Annotated in this window: 13 protein-coding genes and 2 riboswitches; of the genes, 8 read left to right on the top strand and 5 right to left on the bottom strand. The window is 65.0% G+C overall.

Going from position 1 to position 20,144, the window contains the following annotated elements; genetic code table 11:
- Positions 1-37: 37 nt before the first annotated feature.
- Entirely contained in the window at positions 38-3,748 is a 3,711-nt protein-coding gene (gene metH / locus PFZ56_RS23945) for a methionine synthase (RefSeq protein WP_102881554.1), read from the bottom strand.
- Positions 3,749-3,901: 153 nt separating this feature from the next.
- On the opposite strand from metH, the gene PFZ56_RS23940 reads away from it, so the two are divergent.
- Entirely contained in the window at positions 3,902-6,193 is a 2,292-nt protein-coding gene (locus PFZ56_RS23940) for a fatty acid cis/trans isomerase (RefSeq protein WP_170003513.1), read from the top strand.
- Positions 6,194-6,336: 143 nt separating this feature from the next.
- Complete coding sequence (gene nfuA, locus PFZ56_RS23935; RefSeq protein WP_102864880.1) at positions 6,337-6,921, top strand: Fe-S biogenesis protein NfuA; 585 nt, start codon at positions 6,337-6,339, stop codon at positions 6,919-6,921.
- A gap of 173 nt (positions 6,922-7,094) precedes the next feature.
- Here the strand turns inward: nfuA and cobM are convergent, their stop codons facing one another.
- From cobM to PFZ56_RS23915, 4 genes are all read right to left on the bottom strand, one after another.
- On the bottom strand, positions 7,095-7,841 hold the full coding sequence (gene cobM / locus PFZ56_RS23930) for a precorrin-4 C(11)-methyltransferase (RefSeq protein WP_102864881.1): 747 nt from the start codon (positions 7,839-7,841) through the stop codon (positions 7,095-7,097).
- 81 nt (positions 7,842-7,922) lie between these two features.
- Entirely contained in the window at positions 7,923-8,336 is a 414-nt protein-coding gene (locus PFZ56_RS23925; RefSeq protein WP_102881552.1) for a cobalamin biosynthesis protein, read from the bottom strand.
- The gene (locus tag PFZ56_RS23920; protein WP_102881551.1) at positions 8,333-9,034 is read right to left on the bottom strand and encodes a CbtA family protein; all 702 of its coding nucleotides are present in this window, start codon (positions 9,032-9,034) and stop codon (positions 8,333-8,335) included. The genes PFZ56_RS23925 and PFZ56_RS23920 overlap by 4 nt, the downstream gene beginning before the upstream one ends.
- Positions 9,035-9,045: 11 nt before the next feature.
- Positions 9,046-9,234 carry a CbtB-domain containing protein gene (locus tag PFZ56_RS23915; RefSeq protein WP_060839964.1) on the bottom strand — a complete coding sequence of 63 codons (189 nt, stop codon included), beginning with the start codon at positions 9,232-9,234 and terminating at the stop codon, positions 9,046-9,048.
- A 96-nt stretch (positions 9,235-9,330) separates the two neighbouring features.
- Positions 9,331-9,557: riboswitch (cobalamin riboswitch) on the bottom strand.
- A 73-nt stretch (positions 9,558-9,630) separates the two neighbouring features.
- Positions 9,631-9,843, top strand: a riboswitch (cobalamin riboswitch).
- Between the two features lie 97 nt (positions 9,844-9,940).
- Here PFZ56_RS23915 and cobW point away from each other — a divergent pair.
- From cobW to PFZ56_RS23885, 6 genes are all read left to right on the top strand, one after another.
- Positions 9,941-11,011 (top strand): cobalamin biosynthesis protein CobW, encoded by a 1,071-nt coding sequence (gene cobW, locus PFZ56_RS23910; protein WP_102881550.1) that lies wholly within the window; start codon positions 9,941-9,943, stop codon positions 11,009-11,011.
- Positions 11,012-11,014: 3 nt separating this feature from the next.
- Complete coding sequence (gene cobN / locus PFZ56_RS23905) at positions 11,015-14,788, top strand: cobaltochelatase subunit CobN (protein WP_170003511.1); 3,774 nt, start codon at positions 11,015-11,017, stop codon at positions 14,786-14,788.
- A 155-nt stretch (positions 14,789-14,943) separates the two neighbouring features.
- Complete coding sequence (locus tag PFZ56_RS23900) at positions 14,944-15,951, top strand: ATP-binding protein (protein WP_170003509.1); 1,008 nt, start codon at positions 14,944-14,946, stop codon at positions 15,949-15,951.
- Between the two features lie 53 nt (positions 15,952-16,004).
- The gene (locus PFZ56_RS23895; protein ID WP_110596696.1) at positions 16,005-16,604 is read left to right on the top strand and encodes a VWA domain-containing protein; all 600 of its coding nucleotides are present in this window, start codon (positions 16,005-16,007) and stop codon (positions 16,602-16,604) included.
- Positions 16,605-16,787: 183 nt separating this feature from the next.
- Entirely contained in the window at positions 16,788-18,434 is a 1,647-nt protein-coding gene (locus PFZ56_RS23890) for a phospholipase D-like domain-containing protein (RefSeq protein WP_170003507.1), read from the top strand.
- 133 nt (positions 18,435-18,567) lie between these two features.
- Entirely contained in the window at positions 18,568-20,142 is a 1,575-nt protein-coding gene (locus PFZ56_RS23885) for a tyrosinase family protein (RefSeq protein WP_170003505.1), read from the top strand.
- The last annotated feature ends 2 nt before the right edge of the window (positions 20,143-20,144 follow it).

Below are 20,144 nucleotides of genomic sequence, written 5' to 3'. Positions count from 1 at the left end.
TGTAGGAGCCGGCGGGCCGGCTCCTACAGAGTCTGGTTCAGTTGTCGTAGCCCAGGTTCGGCGCCAGCCAGCGTTCGCTTACGGCCAGGTCCTGGCCCTTGCGCTCGGTGTAGCTCTGCACCTGGTCCTTGTCGACCTTGCCCACCGCAAAGTACTGCGCCTGCGGGTGGGCGAAGTACCAGCCGCTGACTGCAGCCGCCGGGAACATGGCGAAGTGTTCGGTGAGGAACACGCCACTGCGGCCGGCGCGGCCTTCGCTGGCCTCGGGGTCGAGCAGGGCGAACAGGGTGCTCTTCTCGGTGTGATCCGGGCAGGCCGGATAACCCGGGGCAGGGCGGATGCCACTGTACTGCTCCTTGATCAGCGCCTCGTTGTCCAGCTGCTCATCCTGGGCATAGCCCCAGTAGTCTTTACGCACCTGCTGGTGCAGCCACTCGGCGCAGGCTTCGGCCAGGCGATCGGCCAGGGCCTTGACCATGATCGAGTTGTAGTCGTCGCCGGCATCCTGGTAGGCCTTGGCCACTTCCTCGGCGCCGATCCCGGCGGTGGTAATGAAGCCGCCGACATAGTCAGTGATGCCGCTGTCCTTGGGCGCGACGAAGTCCGCCAGGGAGAAGTTCGGCTTGCCGTCAGTCTTGATGATCTGCTGGCGCAGGTGATGCAGGCGGGCCAGGGGCTGGCCGTCGTCGCCGTAGACTTCCAGGTCGTCGTCCTGCACCTGGTTGGCCGGCCAGAAGCCGAATACCGCCCGGGCGCTGATCAGTTTTTCATTGATCAGCTTGTCGAGCATCTCCCGGGCGTCCTTATACAGGGCGGTGGCGGCTTCACCGACCACTTCGTCTTCGAGGATGCGCGGGTACTTGCCGGCCAGGTCCCAGGAGATGAAGAACGGCGTCCAGTCGATGTACTCGGCCAGCACCTTGAGGTCGATGTTGTCCAGCACCCGGGCGCCGGTGAAGGTTGGCTTGACCGGCTGGTAGTTGGCCCAGTCGAACTGTGGCTTCTTGGCGATGGCTGCGGCGTAGCTCAGGCGCTCGGTACGGGCGCTGCGGTTGGCGGTACGCTCGCGCACCTCCACGTACTCCTCCCGGGTCTTCTCGACGAAGCCAGCCTTGAGCTCCTTGGACAGCAACTGGGTGGCCACGCCCACGGCGCGGGAGGCGTCGGTGACGTAGACCACCGCGTCATTGCTGTACTTGGGCTCGATCTTCACCGCGGTGTGGGCCTTGGAGGTGGTGGCGCCACCGATCATCAGCGGCAGGTGGAAATCCTGGCGCTGCATCTCGCGGGCGACGTGGACCATCTCGTCCAGGGACGGAGTGATCAGCCCGGACAGGCCGATGATGTCGCACTTCTGCTCCTTGGCCACCTGGAGGATCTTCTCCGCCGGCACCATCACCCCGAGGTCGACGATGTCGTAGCCGTTGCAGCCCAGAACTACGCCGACGATGTTCTTGCCGATGTCGTGCACATCGCCTTTTACCGTGGCCATGAGGATCTTGCCCTTGGCCTCCGGCTTGTCGCCTTTCTCCAGTTCGATGAACGGAATCAGGTGGGCTACTGCCTGTTTCATCACCCGGGCGGACTTCACCACCTGGGGCAGGAACATCTTGCCGGCGCCGAACAGGTCGCCGACCACGTTCATGCCGGACATCAGCGGGCCTTCGATCACTTCGATCGGGCGGCTGAAACTCAGGCGCGACTCTTCGGTGTCTTCGACGATATGGCTGGTGATGCCCTTGACCAGGGCGTGCTCCAGGCGCTTGTTGACGTCCCAGTTGCGCCATTCCTCGGTTTCCGCTTCCTTGACGCTGCCATCGCCCTTGAACTGGTCGGCGATGGCCAGCAGCGCGTCGGTACCGTTTGGCGTGCGGTTGAGCACCACGTCTTCCACGGCATCGCGCAGCTGCTGTGGGATCTGGTCGTAGATCTCCAACTGGCCGGCGTTGACGATGCCCATGGTCAGGCCGTTGCGGATCGCGTACAGCAGGAACACCGAGTGGATCGCCTCACGCACCGGGTTGTTGCCGCGGAACGAGAACGACACGTTGGACACGCCGCCGGAGCTCAGGGCATAGGGCAGCTCGTCGCGGATGTAGGCGCAGGCGTTGATGAAGTCCACTGCGTAGTTGTTGTGTTCCTCGATGCCGGTGGCCACGGCGAAGATGTTCGGGTCGAAGATGATGTCTTCCGGCGGGAAGCCCACTTCATTGACCAGAATGTCGTAGGAGCGCTTGCAGATTTCCTTCTTGCGCGCCTCGGTGTCGGCCTGGCCGACCTCGTCGAAGGCCATCACCACAACGGCGGCGCCGTAGCGCTTGCACAACTTGGCGTGGTGAATGAACTGCTCGACGCCTTCTTTCATGCTGATGGAGTTGACGATGCCCTTGCCCTGGATGCACTTGAGGCCGGCTTCGATCACTTCCCACTTGGAGGAGTCGATCATGATCGGTACGCGGGAGATGTCCGGCTCGCCGGCGATCAGATTGAGGAAGGTGACCATGGCCTTCTTCGAATCCAGCATCCCTTCGTCCATGTTGATGTCGATCACCTGGGCGCCGGCTTCCACCTGCTGCAGGGCGACTTCCAGGGCCTCGGTGTAGTTGTCCTCGCGGATCAGCCGGGCGAACTTGGCCGAACCGGTGATGTTGGTGCGTTCACCAACGTTCACGAACAGCGAGTTGCGATCGATGGTGAAGGGCTCCAGGCCCGACAGGCGGCAGGCCTTGGGAATGTCCGGGATCTGTCGCGGGGCATAACCGGCCACGGCTTTGGCGATGGCGGCAATGTGCCCCGGAGTGGTGCCGCAGCAGCCGCCGACGATATTCAGGAAGCCGCTCTGGGCGAATTCCTCGATGACCTTGGCGGTTTGCTCCGGCAGTTCGTCGTATTCGCCGAATTCGTTGGGCAGGCCGGCGTTGGGGTGCGCCGAGACGTGGGTGCTGGCCTTGTTCGACAGCTCTTCCAGGTAGGGGCGCAGTTCGCTGGCGCCCAGGGCGCAGTTCAGGCCCACCGAGATCGGCTTGGCGTGGGCCACGGAGTTCCAGAAGGCCTCGGTGGTCTGGCCCGACAGGGTACGGCCGGAGGCATCGGTGATGGTCCCGGAAATCATGATCGGCAGCTCGACGCCCAACTCTTCGAACACGCCCTGTACGGCGAAGATCGCCGCCTTGGCGTTCAAGGTGTCGAAGATGGTCTCGATCAGGATCAGGTCGGCGCCGCCTTCGATAAGGCCCTTGGTGGACTCGGTGTAGTTCTCCACCAGTTCATCGAAGGTGACGTTGCGGTAGCCGGGGTTGTTGACGTCGGGCGACAGCGAGCAGGTACGGCTGGTCGGGCCCAGGACGCCGGCGACGAAGCGCGGCTTGTCCGGGTTCTCCTGGGTCTTGGCGTCGGCCACCTTGCGGGCCAGGCGTGCGCCCTCTACGTTTAATTCGTAGGCCAGTTCTTCCATGCCGTAATCGGCCATGGAAATGCGCGTGGCGTTGAAGGTGTTGGTTTCCAGGATGTCGGCGCCGGCATCCAGATAGGCTTTTTCGATGCCACCGATCACGTCCGGACGGGTGATCACCAGCAGGTCGTTGTTGCCCTTGACGTCGCTGGGCCAGTCGGCGAAACGCTTGCCACGGTAGTCCTGTTCTTCGAGCTTGTAGCTCTGGATCATGGTGCCCATGCCGCCATCGAGAATCAGAATGCGCTCTTTGAGGGCTTGCTGGAGAGCGTGGAGGCGAGCACTGCGATCAGACATGAGAACTACCTGGTAGGGCCATAACGAAGGGCGTGGATCATAGCAAACCTGCATGGATTTGCGGCATGTACGGGTTTTACATGAATATCGCTCACGTTGGTCGTGGGGCGAGATCGGTAGAATTGCGGCGTTTTTTCTTTCGGGACCAGGGACATGCCGTTTCGTTTTATCGTCAGCAGCGCGCTGCTGCTTCTCAGTTCAGTGTGCATGGCCCAAGGTCCGGCTCCGGCGATTTCCTACACCCGCGACATCCAGCCGATCTTCACCGAGAAGTGCGTGGCCTGTCATGCCTGCTACGACTCCGCCTGTCAGCTCAACCTGGGCAGCGGCGAAGGGGCCGGTCGCGGTGCCTCGAAGATTCCGGTGTACGACGGCGAGCGGAGTCAGGCGCAGGCGCCTACCCGGCTGTTCTATGACGCCAGCGGCAAGTCGGCCTGGCAGCGCCATGGGTTTTTTTCGGTGCTCGACGCCCAGGGCAGCCAGGCCGCACTGATGGCGCGCATGCTCGAGCTCGGTCATCGCACCCCGCTGCAGCCTAATGCCAAGTTGCCCAGCGAGATCGTCCTGGGCCTGAGCCGGGAGAACATGTGCCCGCAGCCGGCGGAGTTCGACGCCTATGCCGGTGCGCACCCGAAAGAGGGCATGCCCCTGGCGGTCACCGGTCTCACCGAGCAGCAATACCAGACCCTGCAACGCTGGTTGGCCTCCGGTGCGCCCATCGACGAGCAGGGCCTGGCCCCTAGTGCCCGGGAAAGCCTGCAAGTGGCCCAGTGGGAGAACCTGCTCAACGCCCCCGGCGCTCGGGAAAGCCTGGTGGCGCGCTGGCTCTACGAACACTGGTTCCTGGCCCATGTCTATTTCGAAGGCGGCGAGCCGGGGCACTTCTTCCAGTGGGTGCGCTCGCGGACCCCCAGCGGCCAGCCCATTGACCTGATCAATACCCGTCGCCCCAACGACGACCCGGGCACCCAGGTGTATTACCGCCTGTGGCCGGTGCAAGGGGTGATCGTGCACAAGACCCACATCACCTACCCGCTGAGCGCGGCGAAGATGGCCCGGGTCAAGACCCTGTTCTACAGCGGCGACTGGCAGGTCACCGCCTTGCCGGGCTACGGGCCGGGGCGCCGGGCCAATCCGTTCGAGACCTTCGAGGCGATTCCGGCCAAGGCCCGCTACCAGTTCATGCTCGATAACGCCGAATACTTCGTGCGCACCTTCATTCGTGGTCCGGTGTGCCGCGGGCAGATCGCCACCGATGTGATCCGCGACAACTTCTGGGCGCTGTTCCAGGCCCCGGAACACGATCTGTACATCACCGATCCGGCCTATCGCGGCCAAGCCACGCCGCTGTTGGCCATGCCCGGGCAAAACGACGATGTCGGCAGCGTGCTCAGCCTGTGGCTGTCCTATCGCGACAAGCGCAACGAGTACGAAGCCCTGCGCCGCGACTTCTATGCCGATTCTCCGGCCCCCAGCTGGTCGACCCTGTGGGCCGGCAACGACAACGCGCTGCTGAGCATCTTCCGCCACTTCGACAGTGCTTCGGTGAGCAAGGGCCTGATCGGCGAGGTGCCGCAGACGATGTGGCTGTTCGATTACCCGCTGCTGGAGCGCACCTATTATCAGCTGGCGGTGAATTTCGATGTGTTCGGCAACGTCTCCCACCAGGCCCAGACCCGGTTGTACTTCGACCTGATCCGCAACGGTGCCGAGCAGAACTTCCTGCGCCTGATGCCCGCTGGCAGCCGTGAGGATTTCCTCGACGATTGGTACCAGAACAGCGGCAAGTTCAAGATGTGGCTGGATTACGAGTCCATCGACGACGACAAGCGCAGCGCCCTGAAACTGGACCCCAAGGACCCGAAGAAAGACTTCGCCCATCAGTTGCTGGCCCGCTATGGCGAGCTCAACGCCAAGCCGGACCCAATCAATCGCTGTGACAGTGCCTATTGCTCGCGGCCCAATATCGACCCGGCGTTGCAGGATGCCGATCAGGCCCTGAGCCGCCTGGCGTCGCGTCCGGCAGCGGGACTCAAGGTCATCGAGCAGTTGCCGGAAGCCACCTTGCTGCGGGTCCAGGCCCCGAGCGGCAAGCGCGAGTTCTACAGCATGCTGCGCAATCGCGCCCACAGTAACGTGGCCTTCATGCTGGGCGAGTCGCTACGCTACCAGCCGGGCCTGGACACCCTGACCATTTTTCCGGGCATTCTCAGCAGTTATCCGAACTTCATGTTCAACGTTCCAAGCGAGCAGGTGCCGGCATTTGTCCAGGCCATGCAAGCCGCCAGGGACGCCGCCGGCTTCGAGAAGATCGTCGATCGCTGGGGGATTCGTCGCAGTCATCCGCAGTTCTGGCAGTACTTCCACGACCAGACCCGTTATCTGCAGGAAGTCGACCCGGTCGAGGCCGGAGTCATGGACATGAACCGTTACGAAAACCTCTGATACAGGGCCGCTATCTGTCCTCGGGACGCCCGCTGGCGGGCCCCGGGGAAGCCCTATACCAAGGTCTATCCCGACAAAAATACTAGGACTTTGTCAGCGGCGTCGATTGGCGTAAACTGCGCCCACGTCTGCGAGGAACCACCATGAGCGCCATAACCATTACCGACGCCGCCCACGATTATCTGGCTGATCTGCTATCCAAGCAGAACACCCCGGGGATTGGCATCCGCATCTTCATTACCCAGCCAGGGACTCAGTACGCCGAGACCTGCATCGCCTATTGCAAGCCGGGCGAAGAGAAACCCGAAGACAAGGCCCTTGGCCTGAAGAGCTTCACCGCCTACATCGACGCCTTCAGCGAAGGTTTCCTCGATGACGCGGTGGTCGACTACGCCACCGACCGCATGGGCGGCCAGCTGACCATCAAGGCGCCCAACGCCAAGGTGCCGATGGTCAATGCCGACAGTCCGGTCAACGAACGCATCAACTACTACCTGCAAACCGAGATCAACCCGGGGCTGGCCAGCCACGGCGGCCAGGTCAGCCTGATCGACGTCGTTGACGATGGCATCGCCGTGCTGCAATTCGGTGGCGGTTGCCAGGGTTGCGGCCAGGCCGACGTGACCTTGAAGGAAGGTATCGAGCGCACCCTGCTCGAGCGCATCCCCGAGCTTAAGGGCGTGCGCGACGTCACTGACCACACGCAGAAAGAAAACGCCTACTACTAAGGCGTTCGCTGCGAACAGAAAACGGCGCCCCGTGAGCGCCGTTTTTTTATGCCCGCAAACCAGCTCCCCGCAAAAAAGCCTCCGTAGGAGCCGGCTTGCCGGCGAAAGGGCCCTTGAGCCTTGCGCCAATGCCGAGATTGCCTCCACTGGCAAGCCAGTTCCCGCAAAGGGGGTCAGGGGCGATAGAGGTGCGCGTGCCCGGCGCGGTACAGCGATGATTCGCTGAACGCGTCCGTGGCCAGCACCCGGCCCACCAGGATCAGCGCCGTGCGCCGGAAGCCCTTGGCCGCGACTTTATCGGCAATGTCCGCCAGGGTGCCCAGGACCCAGTCCTGGTCCGGCCAGGTGGCTCGGTGTACCACGGCAATCGGGCAGTCGGCGCCGTAGTGCGGCAGCAGCTCTGTGACTATCTTCTCCAGGTGGTTGACCCCCAGGTGAATCGCCATGGTGGCGCCGTGGGCCGCGAGGCTAGCGAATTCTTCACCGGCCGGCATGGCGGTCTTGTCCGCATAGCGGGTCAGGATCACGCTCTGGGATACATCCGGCAGGGTCAATTCGGCTCCCAGCAGGGCGGCACAGGCGGCGGTGGCGGTGACGCCAGGGATGATCTCGAAGGGAATACCCAGCTCCCGCAGGCAGCGAATCTGCTCGCCAATGGCGCCATACAGGCTCGGATCGCCGGAATGTACCCGGGCTACATCCTGACCCTGGTCGTGCGCGTGCTTGATCGCCTCGATGATCTGTTCCAGATGCAGCTCGGCGCTGTTGATCACTCGTATCGCGCTGTGGCCTTCGAGGACAGCCTCGGGAACCAGCGAGCCGGCGTAGATGATCACCGGGCAGCGATGGATCAGGCGCTGGCCCTTGACCGTGATCAGTTCCGGATCGCCGGGACCGGCACCGATGAAATAGACAGTCATGGCTGTGTCCTGTGAAAAAGGGGCTGGAGCCAGCTTCAAATGAAGATTGCTCATGATCAAGGCGGGGGATTATCGAGGATTTTACCGGCAAGCGGCCATTGCCAGGGTGGCCTGGGCGAATTTCTGACGAGGGATCAGCAGTTTGGCCGGGCCGGGATGCAGCTGTTCAGCCATGGCCAGGGCCGCACTTTCGGCAACGCCGTAGCAGCCGGTGCGTTCAAAGGCGATCTGTGAACGGTGGCTCAGGCGCAAAGCATAAGGCGCCAACTGCGTGCTGCTGAAACAGGTCAGCGGCAATGCCAGTTGTTCGGCCAACTCCAGCAGTCCGGGCTCGGCCCGTTTCAGGTCGATGCTCGCCAGGGCGAAAACCTGCTGCGTATCGATGCGATGGGCTTCCAGCACCTGATCCAGCAGCGCGCGCAGCGTGGTCGCCGGGCAGCCTTTCTGGCAGCCCAGGCCGACCACCAGGGTCGACGCTGCGCGCACCTCGATCATGCCGAGTACGGATCCGTGTTCTTGCGCCGGAACAGCCAGGCGCTGATCAGCCCGAGGGCCAGCCAGAAGGCGGCGTTGGTCAACTGTGAAGCGATTTTGAACTGGGTCTCCAGTGCTTGCGGGGCCAGCATCGAATGCACTTCCGGTTGTGGTGCGCCGATCACGTGAGGCACGGCGATGATGGCGGCGCCCAGCAGTTTCAGCAGCCAGTTGCCAGCGAACACGATCAGGGCAAGGCCCACGGCGGTGGAAGCGGCAGCGCCGATCCACCAGACCTGACGCTGCACCAGATCGGCGGCAGCGGTGCCCGGCAACTCCGGCGGCAGGCCCAGGGTCGGCGCCAGGCAGAAGGTCGCATAACCGGCCAGGCCCCAGAGCAGGCCCTGGGAAGTGCGGCTGGGTGCCCGCAGGGTGTAGAGCCCTGCCAGCATCAGGGCGAAGCCGACGGCCACCACCAGGTTGCCACCGGTGGTGGACAGCACTCGCTGCCAGCCATCTTCCGGTTCCCAGGCTTCGGCGTCGTGGCTGTGGCCGGCCATGGCGCCTGCGGCGTGTTCATGAGCCTCCACGGCCGGGGCCTGTTCATAGGTTTCCGCCTGCAGAATCAGCGGGGCCACCCAGAAGCTCTGCAGCAGGGTCAGCAGCAAGGCCGCCAGCAACCCGCTGAAGCCTGCGGTTTGTGCAATACGCTTGATCATGTCGGCAGGTCTCAGTGGCAAGGGAAAGCAGCGCTGTGACGAGTATCGTGGGCAGCGTTGTGCACCGCTTCGATATGGGAGAAACCGGCGAAATACACCAGGCAGGCGCCCAGCAGCGAAGCGCCGATGGCGGCCACCAGGCGCTGGCTCAGGGTGGAGGTGCTGCTGGCGGAGTGGCTGGTGCTGCTGATGATCGACATGGCGCTTCCCTTTGGAGTGTCGGCGGGGGAGGAGCGCAGGAAAACCCCGCGTGAGGAGCACGCAGGGTTTGCAACAGCGCCCGCCCACCGCGGGTTTGTTATGTGTGTGTTGCGGGCCGGTCTCCGGGCTTGCGAGGGGCAGGGCTGTGTCATGCCGTGCCGACAAGTGTCGCCTTCCCATGCCTTGGCACAGTGGATCTGACACTTCGCTCGCTTACCGTTGCGGGGGCAGCACCGGACTGGTCACGACTTTTTAGTAAAGCACGTGATTCACCGGTTTCCCGTTTCACCCTGTGAAGGGCACCCGTAACAAGGCGCGTAGCAAATCATGGGCGGGGTAACGTCGTCAATTGCGGATGCCGGTGTATTGCCGATTGACCGTCCCCCGCGCTCTGCGTAGCCTTGCGCCTTCGAGGTTCTTCGGCCAGCGGTCGAAGCTAAGAAGGGAACGCGGTCGATGCCGCGGCTGCCCCCGCAACTGTGAAGGGTTTCATTTCTGCAAGGCCACTGCATTGGCGTTCGTAACGCCTGCGGGAAGGCGCAGAAACCGCCAGTCCAATGACTGGCAAGCCCCCAGCCAGGAGACCTGCCTCGATCCCAGATTCTCACTACAACCGGGCGGGGTGATCCGGTGGCGAAATCTCCGCGCGCCTCTGCGCTGCGGCTCTCGTCCCGTATGCCCGCCACCTTTGCCAAGGGGCATCCGATGAAAACACTGGCCAAACTTCCCGTCACCATCGTCACCGGCTTCCTTGGCTCGGGTAAGACCACCTTGCTCCGGCACATGCTGGACAACGCCCAGGGCCGGCGCATCGCGGTGATCGTCAACGAGTTCGGCGAGCTGGGCATCGATGGCGAGATCCTCAAGCAATGCTCCATCGGCTGCACCGAGGAAGAGGCCAGCGGCCGGGTCTACGAGCTGGCCAACGGCTGCCTGTGCTGCACCGTGCAGGAAGAGTTCTTCCCGGTGATGCGCGAACTGGTGGCGCGCCGTGGCGACCTGGACCACATCCTTATCGAAACCTCCGGCCTGGCCTTGCCCAAGCCCCTGGTCCAGGCCTTCCAGTGGCCGGAAATCCGCAGCGCCTGCACCGTCGACGCGGTGATCACCGTGGTCGACAGCCCGGCCGTGGCCGCTGGCACCTTTGCCGCGTTCCCCGATCAAGTGGACGCCCAGCGCAAGCTCGACCCCAACCTGGACCACGAATCGCCGCTGCACGAGCTGTTCGCCGACCAGCTGTCCAGCGCCGACCTGGTGATCCTCAACAAGACCGACCTGATCAACCCCGAAGACCTGGCCAAGGTGCGCCTGGAAGTGGCCGAAGAGCTGCCGCCGGCGGTCAAGGTCATCGAAGCCAGCAGCGGCCGCCTGCCCCTGGACGTATTGCTGGGCCTGGGTGCCGGCTCCGAGGAACACATCGACGGTCGCCACAGCCACCACGATCACCACCACGACGGTGACGACGACCACGACGATCACGATCACGACGCCTTCGACTCCATCTCCATCGAACTGCCCCAGGCCGACGAAAGCCTGCTGCTGGACGCCCTGACCCAGCTGGTGGTCAAGCACGGCATCCTGCGGGTCAAGGGCTTTGCCGCGATCCCCAACAAGCCGATGCGTTTGCTGATCCAGGGCGTGGGCACGCGCTTCGACAAGCACTTCGACCGCAAGTGGGGCGCTGACGAAGCCCGGACCACGCGCCTGGTGCTGATCGGCCAGGAACTGGACGCCGCCCAACTCGAGGCGCAACTGCGCGCCGCCCTCAGCGTGTAAGCCATGCACCTGCTCAGGACCCAGCCCGGCGGTTTCGTGTCGGATGACAACATTGCCGACCTTGGACAAACCCCCGCCGAGCTGGTGATCCTGTGCAGCGGCGACTCCAGCCTGGCGCTGCTGGCAGATGCCGCCGAGCAGCTGCCCGAGGATTACCCCAGCTTTCGCCTGGCCAACCCGATGCAGGTGCAGAACCACGCTTCGGTGGATCTGTATGTGGACCAGGTGCTGCGCCACGCCAAGGTGATCCTGATTTCCCTGCACGGCGGCATCGGCTACTGGCGTTACGGCGTCGAGCGGCTGGTGGAGCTGTCCCAGCGCGGGGTGCAACTGATTCTGGTGCCGGGGGACGACCGCCCCGACCCGGAGCTCAGCGACCTGAGCACCGTGGGCCCCGTCGAGCGCGATCGCCTGTGGCAGTTCCTGCGCCAGGGCGGGCGCGACAACGCGCTGAATTTCTACCGCTGCCTGGCCAGCGGCCTGCTGGGGCGCGACTACCCCTGGAGCGAGCCGCAGACCCTGCCACGCACGGCGATCTACCACCCGCACAAGAGCCAGGCCACTCTCAGCGACTGGCAGGTTGATTGGCAGCCCGATCAAGCGGTGGCGGCGCTGCTGTTCTACCGCTCCCACCTGCAGGCGGCCAACACCGGCTTTATCGACCTGTTCTGCCAGCGCTTGCAGGCGGCGGGGCTCAACCCCTTGCCGATCGCCGTGGCCAGCCTCAAGGAGCCCGGCTGCCTGAGCCAGGTGGAAGAGTGGCTGGAGGCAACCGCGGCCGGGGTGATCCTCAACACCACCGGCTTTGCCCAATCCAGCCCCGAAGCCCCGCACCTGCGGCCGTTCCGCCGCAACATTCCGGTGATCCAGGCCATCTGCGCCCAGGACAACGAGCCCGGCTGGCGCGACAGCGAGCAAGGCCTGGGCCCGCGGGACCTGGCCATGCACATCGCCTTGCCGGAACTGGACGGGCGCATCATCAGCCGGCCCATCAGCTTCAAGGACCTGGCCTGGCGCAGCGAGCGCAGCCAGTCGGACGTGGTCTGCTATCGCGGCCAGCCCGAGCGCATGGACTTTGTCGCCGAACTGGCCCGGCGCTGGGTCGAGCTGGGGCGCCTGGACAACGGCCACAAGCGCATCGCCCTGGTGCTGGCCAACTACCCGACCCGCGACGGGCGCATCGGCAACGGCGTCGGCCTGGACACTCCGGCTGCGGCGCTGAACATCCTCAAGGCCCTGCACGCCGAAGGCTACCCGCTGCCGGCCGAGTTGCCCGCCAGCGGCAGCGAGCTGATCCGGCAACTGCTGGGCGGGGTCAGCAATGACCTGGACAGCCTCGACCGGCGCCCGTGTCAGCAAAGCCTGGCCCTGGACGACTACGCGCTGATGTTCCAGGCCCTGCCCGCCGCCAACCGCGAGGCGGTGCTGCAGCGCTGGGGCGCACCGCAGCAAGACCCGATGTTCCGCGACGGGCGGATGATGATCGCCGGCCTGCGTTTTGGCCTGACCTTCGTCGGCATCCAGCCGGCCCGGGGTTATCAGGTGGACCCCAGCGCGGTCTACCACGACCCGGACCTGGTGCCGCCCCATGGCTACCTGGCGTTCTACTTCTGGCTGCGCCAGACCTACGGCGCCCATGCGCTGATCCACGTCGGCAAGCACGGCAACCTGGAATGGCTGCCGGGCAAGGGTGTCGGCCTCTCGGAGAACTGCTGGCCGGATGCGTTGCTGGGGCCGCTGCCGAATATCTACCCGTTCATCGTCAACGACCCGGGGGAGGGCGCCCAGGCCAAGCGCCGCACCCAGGCAGTGATCATCGACCACCTGATGCCGCCCCTGACCCGTGCCGAAACCTACGGCCCGCTGCGTAACCTGGAGCTGCTGGCGGACGAGTACTACGAAGCCCAGCTGCTGGACCCACGTCGCGCTCGGGAGCTGCAACGGGACATCCTGCAACTGGTGCGCGAGACCCACATCGACCGTGAGTTGCAACTGGGCGAACAGCTGGACAGCGACGCCGACGCGGCGATCTGGCTGCCGCGCCTGGACACTTACCTGTGCGACCTCAAGGAGTCGCAGATCCGCGATGGCCTGCACGTGTTCGGCGAATCCCCCGACGGCCGACTGCGCATCGATACCCTGCTGGCCCTGCTGCGCATTCCCCGGGGCGATGGCAAGGGCGCCCATGCCAGTCTGCTGCGGGCCTTGGCCAAGGCCTTCGACCTGGGCTTCGATCCGCTGGACTGCGCCCTGGCCGAACCCTGGACCGGGCGTCGCCCGCAGCCGTTGCGACAGCTCAGCGATGCCTTGTGGCGCACGGCGGGCGATGTGCGCGAACGCCTGGAACTGTACGCCGCAGCATTGATCGAAGCCGCGCTCCAGGGCCCGGTGGCGCAGTTGGATGAGCCGGGCTGGGAGCCGGTACGGGTCATCATCGACGCCTTGCGCGAAGTGGTCGCGCCGCGCCTGGACGCATGCGGCCCGGCGGAAATGCGTGGCCTGCTGGACGCCTTGAACGGCCGTTTCGTCCCCGCAGGGCCCAGCGGTGCACCCAGCCGCGGGCGTCTGGACGTGCTGCCCACCGGACGCAACTTCTATTCGGTGGACGTGCGCAACCTGCCCACCACCACCGCCTGGCGCATCGGTTTCCAGTCGGCGAACCTGATTCTCGAACGCCACCTGCAGGACCACGGCGATCACTTGTTGCAACTGGGCCTGTCGGTCTGGGGCACCGCCACCATGCGCACCGGCGGTGACGACATTGCCCAGGCCATGGCCCTGATGGGCGTGCGCCCGGTGTGGGCCACCGGCAGCCAGCGGGTGGACGATTTCGAGATCCTGCCCCTGAGCCTGCTGGACCGGCCGCGGGTCGACGTGACCCTGCGGGTGTCCGGGTTCTTCCGCGACGCCTTCGCCAACCTGATCCGCCTGTTCGACGCAGCGGTGCAAGCGGTGGCGGCCCTCGATGAGCCTGAGGACATGAACCCCCTGGCGGCCAGGGTTCGCGCCGAGCGCGAGGCCTTGATCGCCTCCGGCCTGGAGCAGGACGCGGCCGCGCGTCAGGCCGGCTGGCGGATCTTCGGCGCCAAGCCCGGGGCCTATGGCGCCGGGGTCCAGGGTGCCATCGACGGTCGCCTGTGGCAGAGCCGCGAGGACCTGGCCGAGGTCTACCTGAACTGGGGCGGCTATGCCTATGGCGGCAGCGACGAAGGCACCGCCGCCCGCGAGCAGTTCGCCACCCGCCTGAGCCAGGTGCAGGCGGTGTTGCAGAACCAGGACAACCGCGAGCACGACCTGCTGGATTCCAACGACTACTACCAGTTCCAGGGTGGCATGTTGGCCGCGGTGGAAAGCCTCAGCGGGGCCAAGGCTGCCAGCTACCACGGCGACCACAGCCAGCCGGACCTGCCGAAGATCCGCACCCTCAAGGAAGAACTGAACCGGGTGATCCGCTCCCGGGCGGCCAATCCGAAGTGGATCGAAGGGGTCAAGCGCCATGGCTACAAGGGCGCCTTTGAAATGGCCGCGACCCTGGACAACCTGTTCGCCTTCGACGCCACCACCGAGCTGATCGACGATCACCAGTACGCCTTGCTGGCAGACGCCTACCTGCTGGACGACTCGACCCGCGAGTTCGTCCGCCAGCATAATCCCCACGCCCTGCGCGACATGACCGAGCGCCTGCTGGAAGCCCAGCAGCGCGGCCTGTGGCAAGAGCCCGGCGATTATCGTGAAGCCCTGGAGCACCTGTTGCTGGATATTGAAGAAGACAGCTGAGCCTGTAGCCGCTGCCGCAGGCTGCGAACGCCGACGACGTCGACGTCACCTGCTACCGCCCCGAACCTCTTCGCAGACGGCTCTGCGGTGCCGATCGCAACCTGTAGCAGCGGCCACCCCCTGATGTTTGCACAACCCTTGAGCGAGACCCCGACATGAGCGACACCCCCCATTTTCCGCTGTCCGCCGTGGTCGGCGCCGAAAGCCTGAAACTGGCCCTGTGCCTGACCGCCATCGACCCGAAGATCGGCGGTGTGCTGATCGAAGGTCCGCGGGGCATGGCCAAGTCGACCCTGGCGCGGGGCCTGGCCGATCTCTTGGCCAGCGGCCAGTTCGTCACCTTGCCCCTGGGCGCCACCGAAGAGCGCCTGGTGGGCACCCTGGATTTGGACGCCGCCCTGGGCGAAGGCCGGGCGCAGTTCTCGCCGGGGGTTCTGGCCAAGGCCGACGGTGGTGTGCTCTATGTCGATGAAGTCAACCTGCTGCCTGATCACCTGGTGGACCTGCTACTGGACGTGGCCGCCAGCGGTACCAACCTGATCGAGCGCGACGGTATTTCCCATCGCCATTCGGCGAAGTTCGTACTGATCGGCACCATGAACCCGGAAGAGGGCGAACTGCGTCCGCAACTGCTGGACCGCTTCGGCCTCAACGTCGCCTTGAGCGGCCAGCCCGCGCCGCAGGAGCGCGGGCAGATCATCCGCCGGCGCCTGGATTTCGACAGCGATCCCCAGGGCTTCTGCGGCCAATGGGCCGAGGCGCAAACGGCGTTGCGCGAGCGTTGCCAACAGGCCCGAGCACTGCTGCCGGCCATCGCCCTCGATGACCTGTCCCTGGAGCTGATCACCGAGCGTTGCTTCGCTGCAGGCGTCGACGGCCTGCGCGCCGACCTGGTGTGGTTGCGAGCCGCCCGGGCCCACGCCGCCTGGCGCGGTGCCAGCGCCATCACCGAGCAAGACATCGACGCGGTCGCCGAGTTTGCCTTGCGCCACCGCCGCCGAGAGACGGCGCCCAGTGCGCCGCAATCGGAGTCCAGCCCCCAGACGCCGGCGTCAGCCAACGCCAACCCCAGTGAAGGCCAGGGCCAATGGGGCGAAATGCCGGCCCAGGCGTTGCCCACCGGCGCCCGGCGTGAAGTGCCCAGCTGGCCAAAAAAGCCCTAGGCATTCGTCCCCGCACTGATCGGGGGGCGGATGCCAAGCCCCGGGCGGGGCACCTGGATCATGGCCGGCAAGGCAAAGGCCGCGAGGCCCGCGCCGGTTCCATCAACTGGCCCGGCACCTTGCTCAAGGGCCGGCCGCGCTTGCGCCAAGACCTGCTGTTTCGCCTGCGCAGCCGCGCGCCCCATGAACTGTGGCTGGTGATCGTCGACGCCTCGGCCTCGACCCGCCGCCACAGCGCCCTGAGCGACGCCAAGGGTTTGCTGGCACAACTGTTCGACGACGCCTACCGCCAGCGTGCGCGCCTGGCCCTGCTTACCGCCAGTGGCCGCGCACCGAGCTGGCAGGTCCAGGGCCTGAAAGCCTCCAAGGACCTGCGGCACTGGCTCGATGGCCTCGGTGCTGCTGGCGGCACGCCCTTGCCACAAGCCCTGAGCGAAGCGGCCCAGTGGCTGGAACAGCGCCAGCGGCGCCTGCCGGCGGAACAGCAGCGCGTACTGCTGATCACCGACGGCCGCCTGAAAACCCTGCCGCTGTTGCAGCCCCTGAACTGCCCGACCTTATTGCTCGACATTGAACGCGGCCCGATCCGCCTGGGCCGCGCCCGCGAACTGGCGACACGCCTCAACGCCGCCTACCACCACCTCGATCTGTAGCCTCTAACCCCGTAACCCCGTAACCGCTGCTGAGCCTGCGAAGCTGCGACCGCCGACGCAGTCGGCGCAAAGGCCCCCAATCCTTCCCAGAAACAACGCGGAGCCTGCCCCTGCGAGCCCTTCGGGCCCGTTCGCAGCCTGCGGCAGCGGCTACACTGCCAGCGCCAACACAGGAGTGAAGCGATGCGGGTACTGGTGCGTAACGATAAGGACGATTTCCGGGTCAAGGCCTATGCCGGGACCAATGGGGTGTTGCTGGCCATGGATCTGGATGCGTCACGGCGCAAGGGGCTGCTGGGCTTCGCCATCGAGAAGCAGGTCGGCAGCAAGCCCTGGCTGTTTCTGTTCAATAGCCTGACCTTCCCCGGCAAGACCCATACCTTCCCCCAATACAACGCCACCCCCAGCGATCAGGCGCCGCTGCAGAAGTTTCGCTGGGCCGACTACGCGGTCCGCCCCGGCACCACCCTCAACTATCGGGTGCATCTGGCCTACGGCAGCCCCGATGCGCCGCAACTGGGGGAGGCCCTGGAACTGAGCATCACCGCCGACAACGGCCAACCGCCGGGGCAGCAGGTGATCTTCAACCGTGCCGTGGCCGCCAGCCAGGCCTTCTCGCGCAAGTTTCCGGAACTGGATGCGTTGCTCAGCAACAACAAGAAACTGCCTATCGAGTCCTGGCCCGACGCCCCGCGGCAATGGCTGGAAAACGGTCTGCTGGAGGCGCTTCTGGGGTTTATCCAGCGCGCCACGGATGCCAGCTGGAGCCTGGACATCGCCATCTACGAGTACCAGTTGCAGGCCGTCGTTGACGCGGTCAACGCCGCCTTCGACCGTGGCGTGCAAGTGCGGGTGCTGTACCACGCCGGCCCCGGGGACGACGACACCACGCAGAACCAGGCCAGCCTGCAGCACCTGCCCGAGCACAGCAAACGTGGGCGGGTGACCCACGGGATCTTCCATGACAAGTTCATCGTCCTCAGCCGCCTCGACGCCGCCGGCCAGCGTCAGCCCGAAGCGGTGCTCTGCGGCAGCACCAACTTCACCGCCAACGGGGTCTACCGCCAGGCCAATGTGCTGCACAGCCTCGATCACCCGGACATTGCCGGGCGCTATCTACAGGTGTTCGAGCAGATCTGGCAGGCGCCGACGGACGTGGGCGCCACCCGCAAATGGCTGACCCAGGACAATCCCATGCAGCCGGATGCGCCGCTGTTCGCCGGTTTTTCCCCGCGCAGGGGGCAGGGCGATCTCAGTGAGTTCGTCGACATCATCAACGGCGCCCGCCGCGACCTGCTGTTCGTCACCGCCTTTGCCTTGCCCGACAGGATTCTCGACGCCTTGCTCGGCCAGCCCCACGACGATGTGCTGCGTTATGGCCTGCAAAACACGGCCAGTCGCATCACCGGCTTCCACGCCGATCGCACCGCCGAGTTTGCCGCCACCGCCTTGCTCAACAAGGGCCTGGAAGGCTGGCTCAAGGAGGGACTGAAGGGCCAGAGGGGCAACCTGCTGGTGCACACCAAGGCACTGGTGACCGACTTCACCAGCGAGGCTCCGGTGATCATCAGCGGCAGCCACAACCTCAGCGTCGGCGCCAGCCAGAGCAATGACGAGAACTACCTGATCATCCGTGGCGACACCGATCTGGCGGATCGCTACGGCCTGGAACTGCTGCGCTTCTATGAGCATTACCGGTTTCGCTACTTCGCCAGGCAGTTGGCCCTCAAGCAGGTCCGGCCCCTGGCGGTGGACGACCGCTGGAGCGATGACTATTACCTGGAAGGCGACTTGCGCCAGCTGTCGCGCCTGCGTTTTTCCGGGCGCTGAACCGAGCCGCCGAACGGCCTGCCATCGGTCCGCTTTTACCGGGGCCGGGCAGGCAGATTGATATCACCTGATCTAGCGTTGCCAGCGGAGCGAGCGCTCCCTCCGCAACGGAGCCTTTTCAGGGAGATAAATCATGGTTTATGTACGGCGTGATGTAGGGAAATTGAGCGGCGATTGGGACCCGACCCTGTTGTGGTATGCCAGGGCGGTGGGCGTCCTGCTCCAGCGCCCGATCACCGATCGCACCAGTTGGCGATTCCTCGCGGCGATTCACGGATTCTCCGAGTCGTGGTGGAGGATGGACGGCTACCTCAAGGCCGGTGAGGCACTGCCCAACGAAGCGGAACAGCTGCTGTACTGGGACCAGTGCCAGCATGGCAACTGGTTCTTCCTGCCCTGGCACCGCGGTTACCTGGCGTCCTTCGAACAGATCGTCCGCGATGTGGTCGTCCAGCTGGGTGGTCCCAAGGATTGGGCGCTGCCTTACTGGAATTACAACGAGGGGCAGCAGTCCCTGCACCTGCCCGCGTGCTTTGCCGCCAAGACCCTGCCAAACAATGAGGGGCCCAACCCGCTGTATGTTGAAAAGCGCTTTGGCCTTTTGGGCGACGGCAACGTCGTGCTCGATGGCAGTCTGATCGGTCTCGGCTGTCTGGACGACCCGAGGTACGAGGGCGGCAGCGAAGGCAGCCCGCCCGGCTTTGGCGGTACCCCGAAAACCCTGCTTAGAAGCGGTGTCACAGGCGGCCTGGAGTCGTGCCCGCACAACGTCGTGCATACCGAAGTCGGTGGCCGCGATCAGGTGCGAACCGCTCCCGACGGCTCTCGGTATACGGTTCGTGGCCTGATGAGCTATCCCAATACCGCCGCGCTGGACCCGATCTTCTGGCTGCACCATGCCAATATCGACCGCTTGTGGCAGGTCTGGCTGGACAGCCCCGGGGAGCACAGCAACCCCGACAAGTCCAACTGGTACAACGGCCCCGACAAACTGAGCCGGCCCTTTATCGTGCCCCAGGTCGATGGCGAACCATGGAAGTTCAAGGTGGCGGAGGTGCTCGATACCCTGGCGCCCAGGCTCAACTATCGATACGACACCACGGCTCCCGCCAAGAGCCAGGGCAACCGTCTGCACCAGCGCTTGCAGCGCCTGGGGCTGGCAACCGATCAATTGCAGAACTTCAGCGCCAGCGGAGCATTGATGGCCAAGGAACCGGAAACAGAAGTGATAGGGGCCAATCGTGCGCCGCTGGAAATCGTCGGGCACTCGGTGCAGACCTCAGTGCAACTGGACAAGCAGGGCGCGCAACAGGTGTTCAGCAGCCTGAAGTCGAACCTGTTCGCGGCCAGCCTTACGCCGCCGGACCGGGTATTTCTCAACCTGGAAAATATTCGCGGCAACAGCGATGCGGTGTTGCTGGAGGTTTATGTCAACCTGCCGGCCGATGCCGATCCGGCTCAGCATCCGGAGCTGCGGGCCGGGGTCTTGTCGTTGTTCGGCGTGAGCGATGCCAGTCGTACCGACCACGAGCACGGCGGGCACGGCATCACCGAGGTGTTCGAGATCACCGATATCATCGATGCCCTGCACCTGGGGGGTATCACCTCGGCGGATCAGTTGAATATCCGTCTGGTGTCCAGGGCGGCGGTGCCTGCCGAGGACCAGATCACGGTAGCGCGGGTCAGCCTTACCCGGCTGGGCGGTTGAGG

Origin of the sequence: Pseudomonas danubii, from assembly GCF_042980055.1 — a bacterium.
Taxonomy (GTDB): Bacteria; Pseudomonadota; Gammaproteobacteria; order Pseudomonadales; family Pseudomonadaceae; genus Aquipseudomonas; species Aquipseudomonas danubii.
The sequence above is the reverse complement of the archived record's forward strand: the minus strand, read 5'-3'. Positions and strand labels throughout refer to the sequence as shown.

Excerpts from the sequence above, each read along its gene's own strand:
- metH (WP_102881554.1), bottom strand. The coding sequence starts at position 3,748 with ATGTCTGATCGCAGTGCTCGCCTCCACGCTCTCCAGCAAGCCCTCAAA.
- PFZ56_RS23940 (WP_170003513.1), top strand. The coding sequence starts at position 3,902 with ATGCCGTTTCGTTTTATCGTCAGCAGCGCGCTGCTGCTTCTCAGTTCA.
- nfuA (WP_102864880.1), top strand. The coding sequence starts at position 6,337 with ATGAGCGCCATAACCATTACCGACGCCGCCCACGATTATCTGGCTGAT.
- cobM (WP_102864881.1), bottom strand. The coding sequence starts at position 7,841 with ATGACTGTCTATTTCATCGGTGCCGGTCCCGGCGATCCGGAACTGATC.
- PFZ56_RS23925 (WP_102881552.1), bottom strand. The coding sequence starts at position 8,336 with ATGATCGAGGTGCGCGCAGCGTCGACCCTGGTGGTCGGCCTGGGCTGC.
- PFZ56_RS23920 (WP_102881551.1), bottom strand. The coding sequence starts at position 9,034 with ATGATCAAGCGTATTGCACAAACCGCAGGCTTCAGCGGGTTGCTGGCG.
- PFZ56_RS23915 (WP_060839964.1), bottom strand. The coding sequence starts at position 9,234 with ATGTCGATCATCAGCAGCACCAGCCACTCCGCCAGCAGCACCTCCACC.
- cobW (WP_102881550.1), top strand. The coding sequence starts at position 9,941 with ATGAAAACACTGGCCAAACTTCCCGTCACCATCGTCACCGGCTTCCTT.
- cobN (WP_170003511.1), top strand. The coding sequence starts at position 11,015 with ATGCACCTGCTCAGGACCCAGCCCGGCGGTTTCGTGTCGGATGACAAC.
- PFZ56_RS23900 (WP_170003509.1), top strand. The coding sequence starts at position 14,944 with ATGAGCGACACCCCCCATTTTCCGCTGTCCGCCGTGGTCGGCGCCGAA.
- PFZ56_RS23890 (WP_170003507.1), top strand. The coding sequence starts at position 16,788 with ATGCGGGTACTGGTGCGTAACGATAAGGACGATTTCCGGGTCAAGGCC.
- PFZ56_RS23885 (WP_170003505.1), top strand. The coding sequence starts at position 18,568 with ATGGTTTATGTACGGCGTGATGTAGGGAAATTGAGCGGCGATTGGGAC.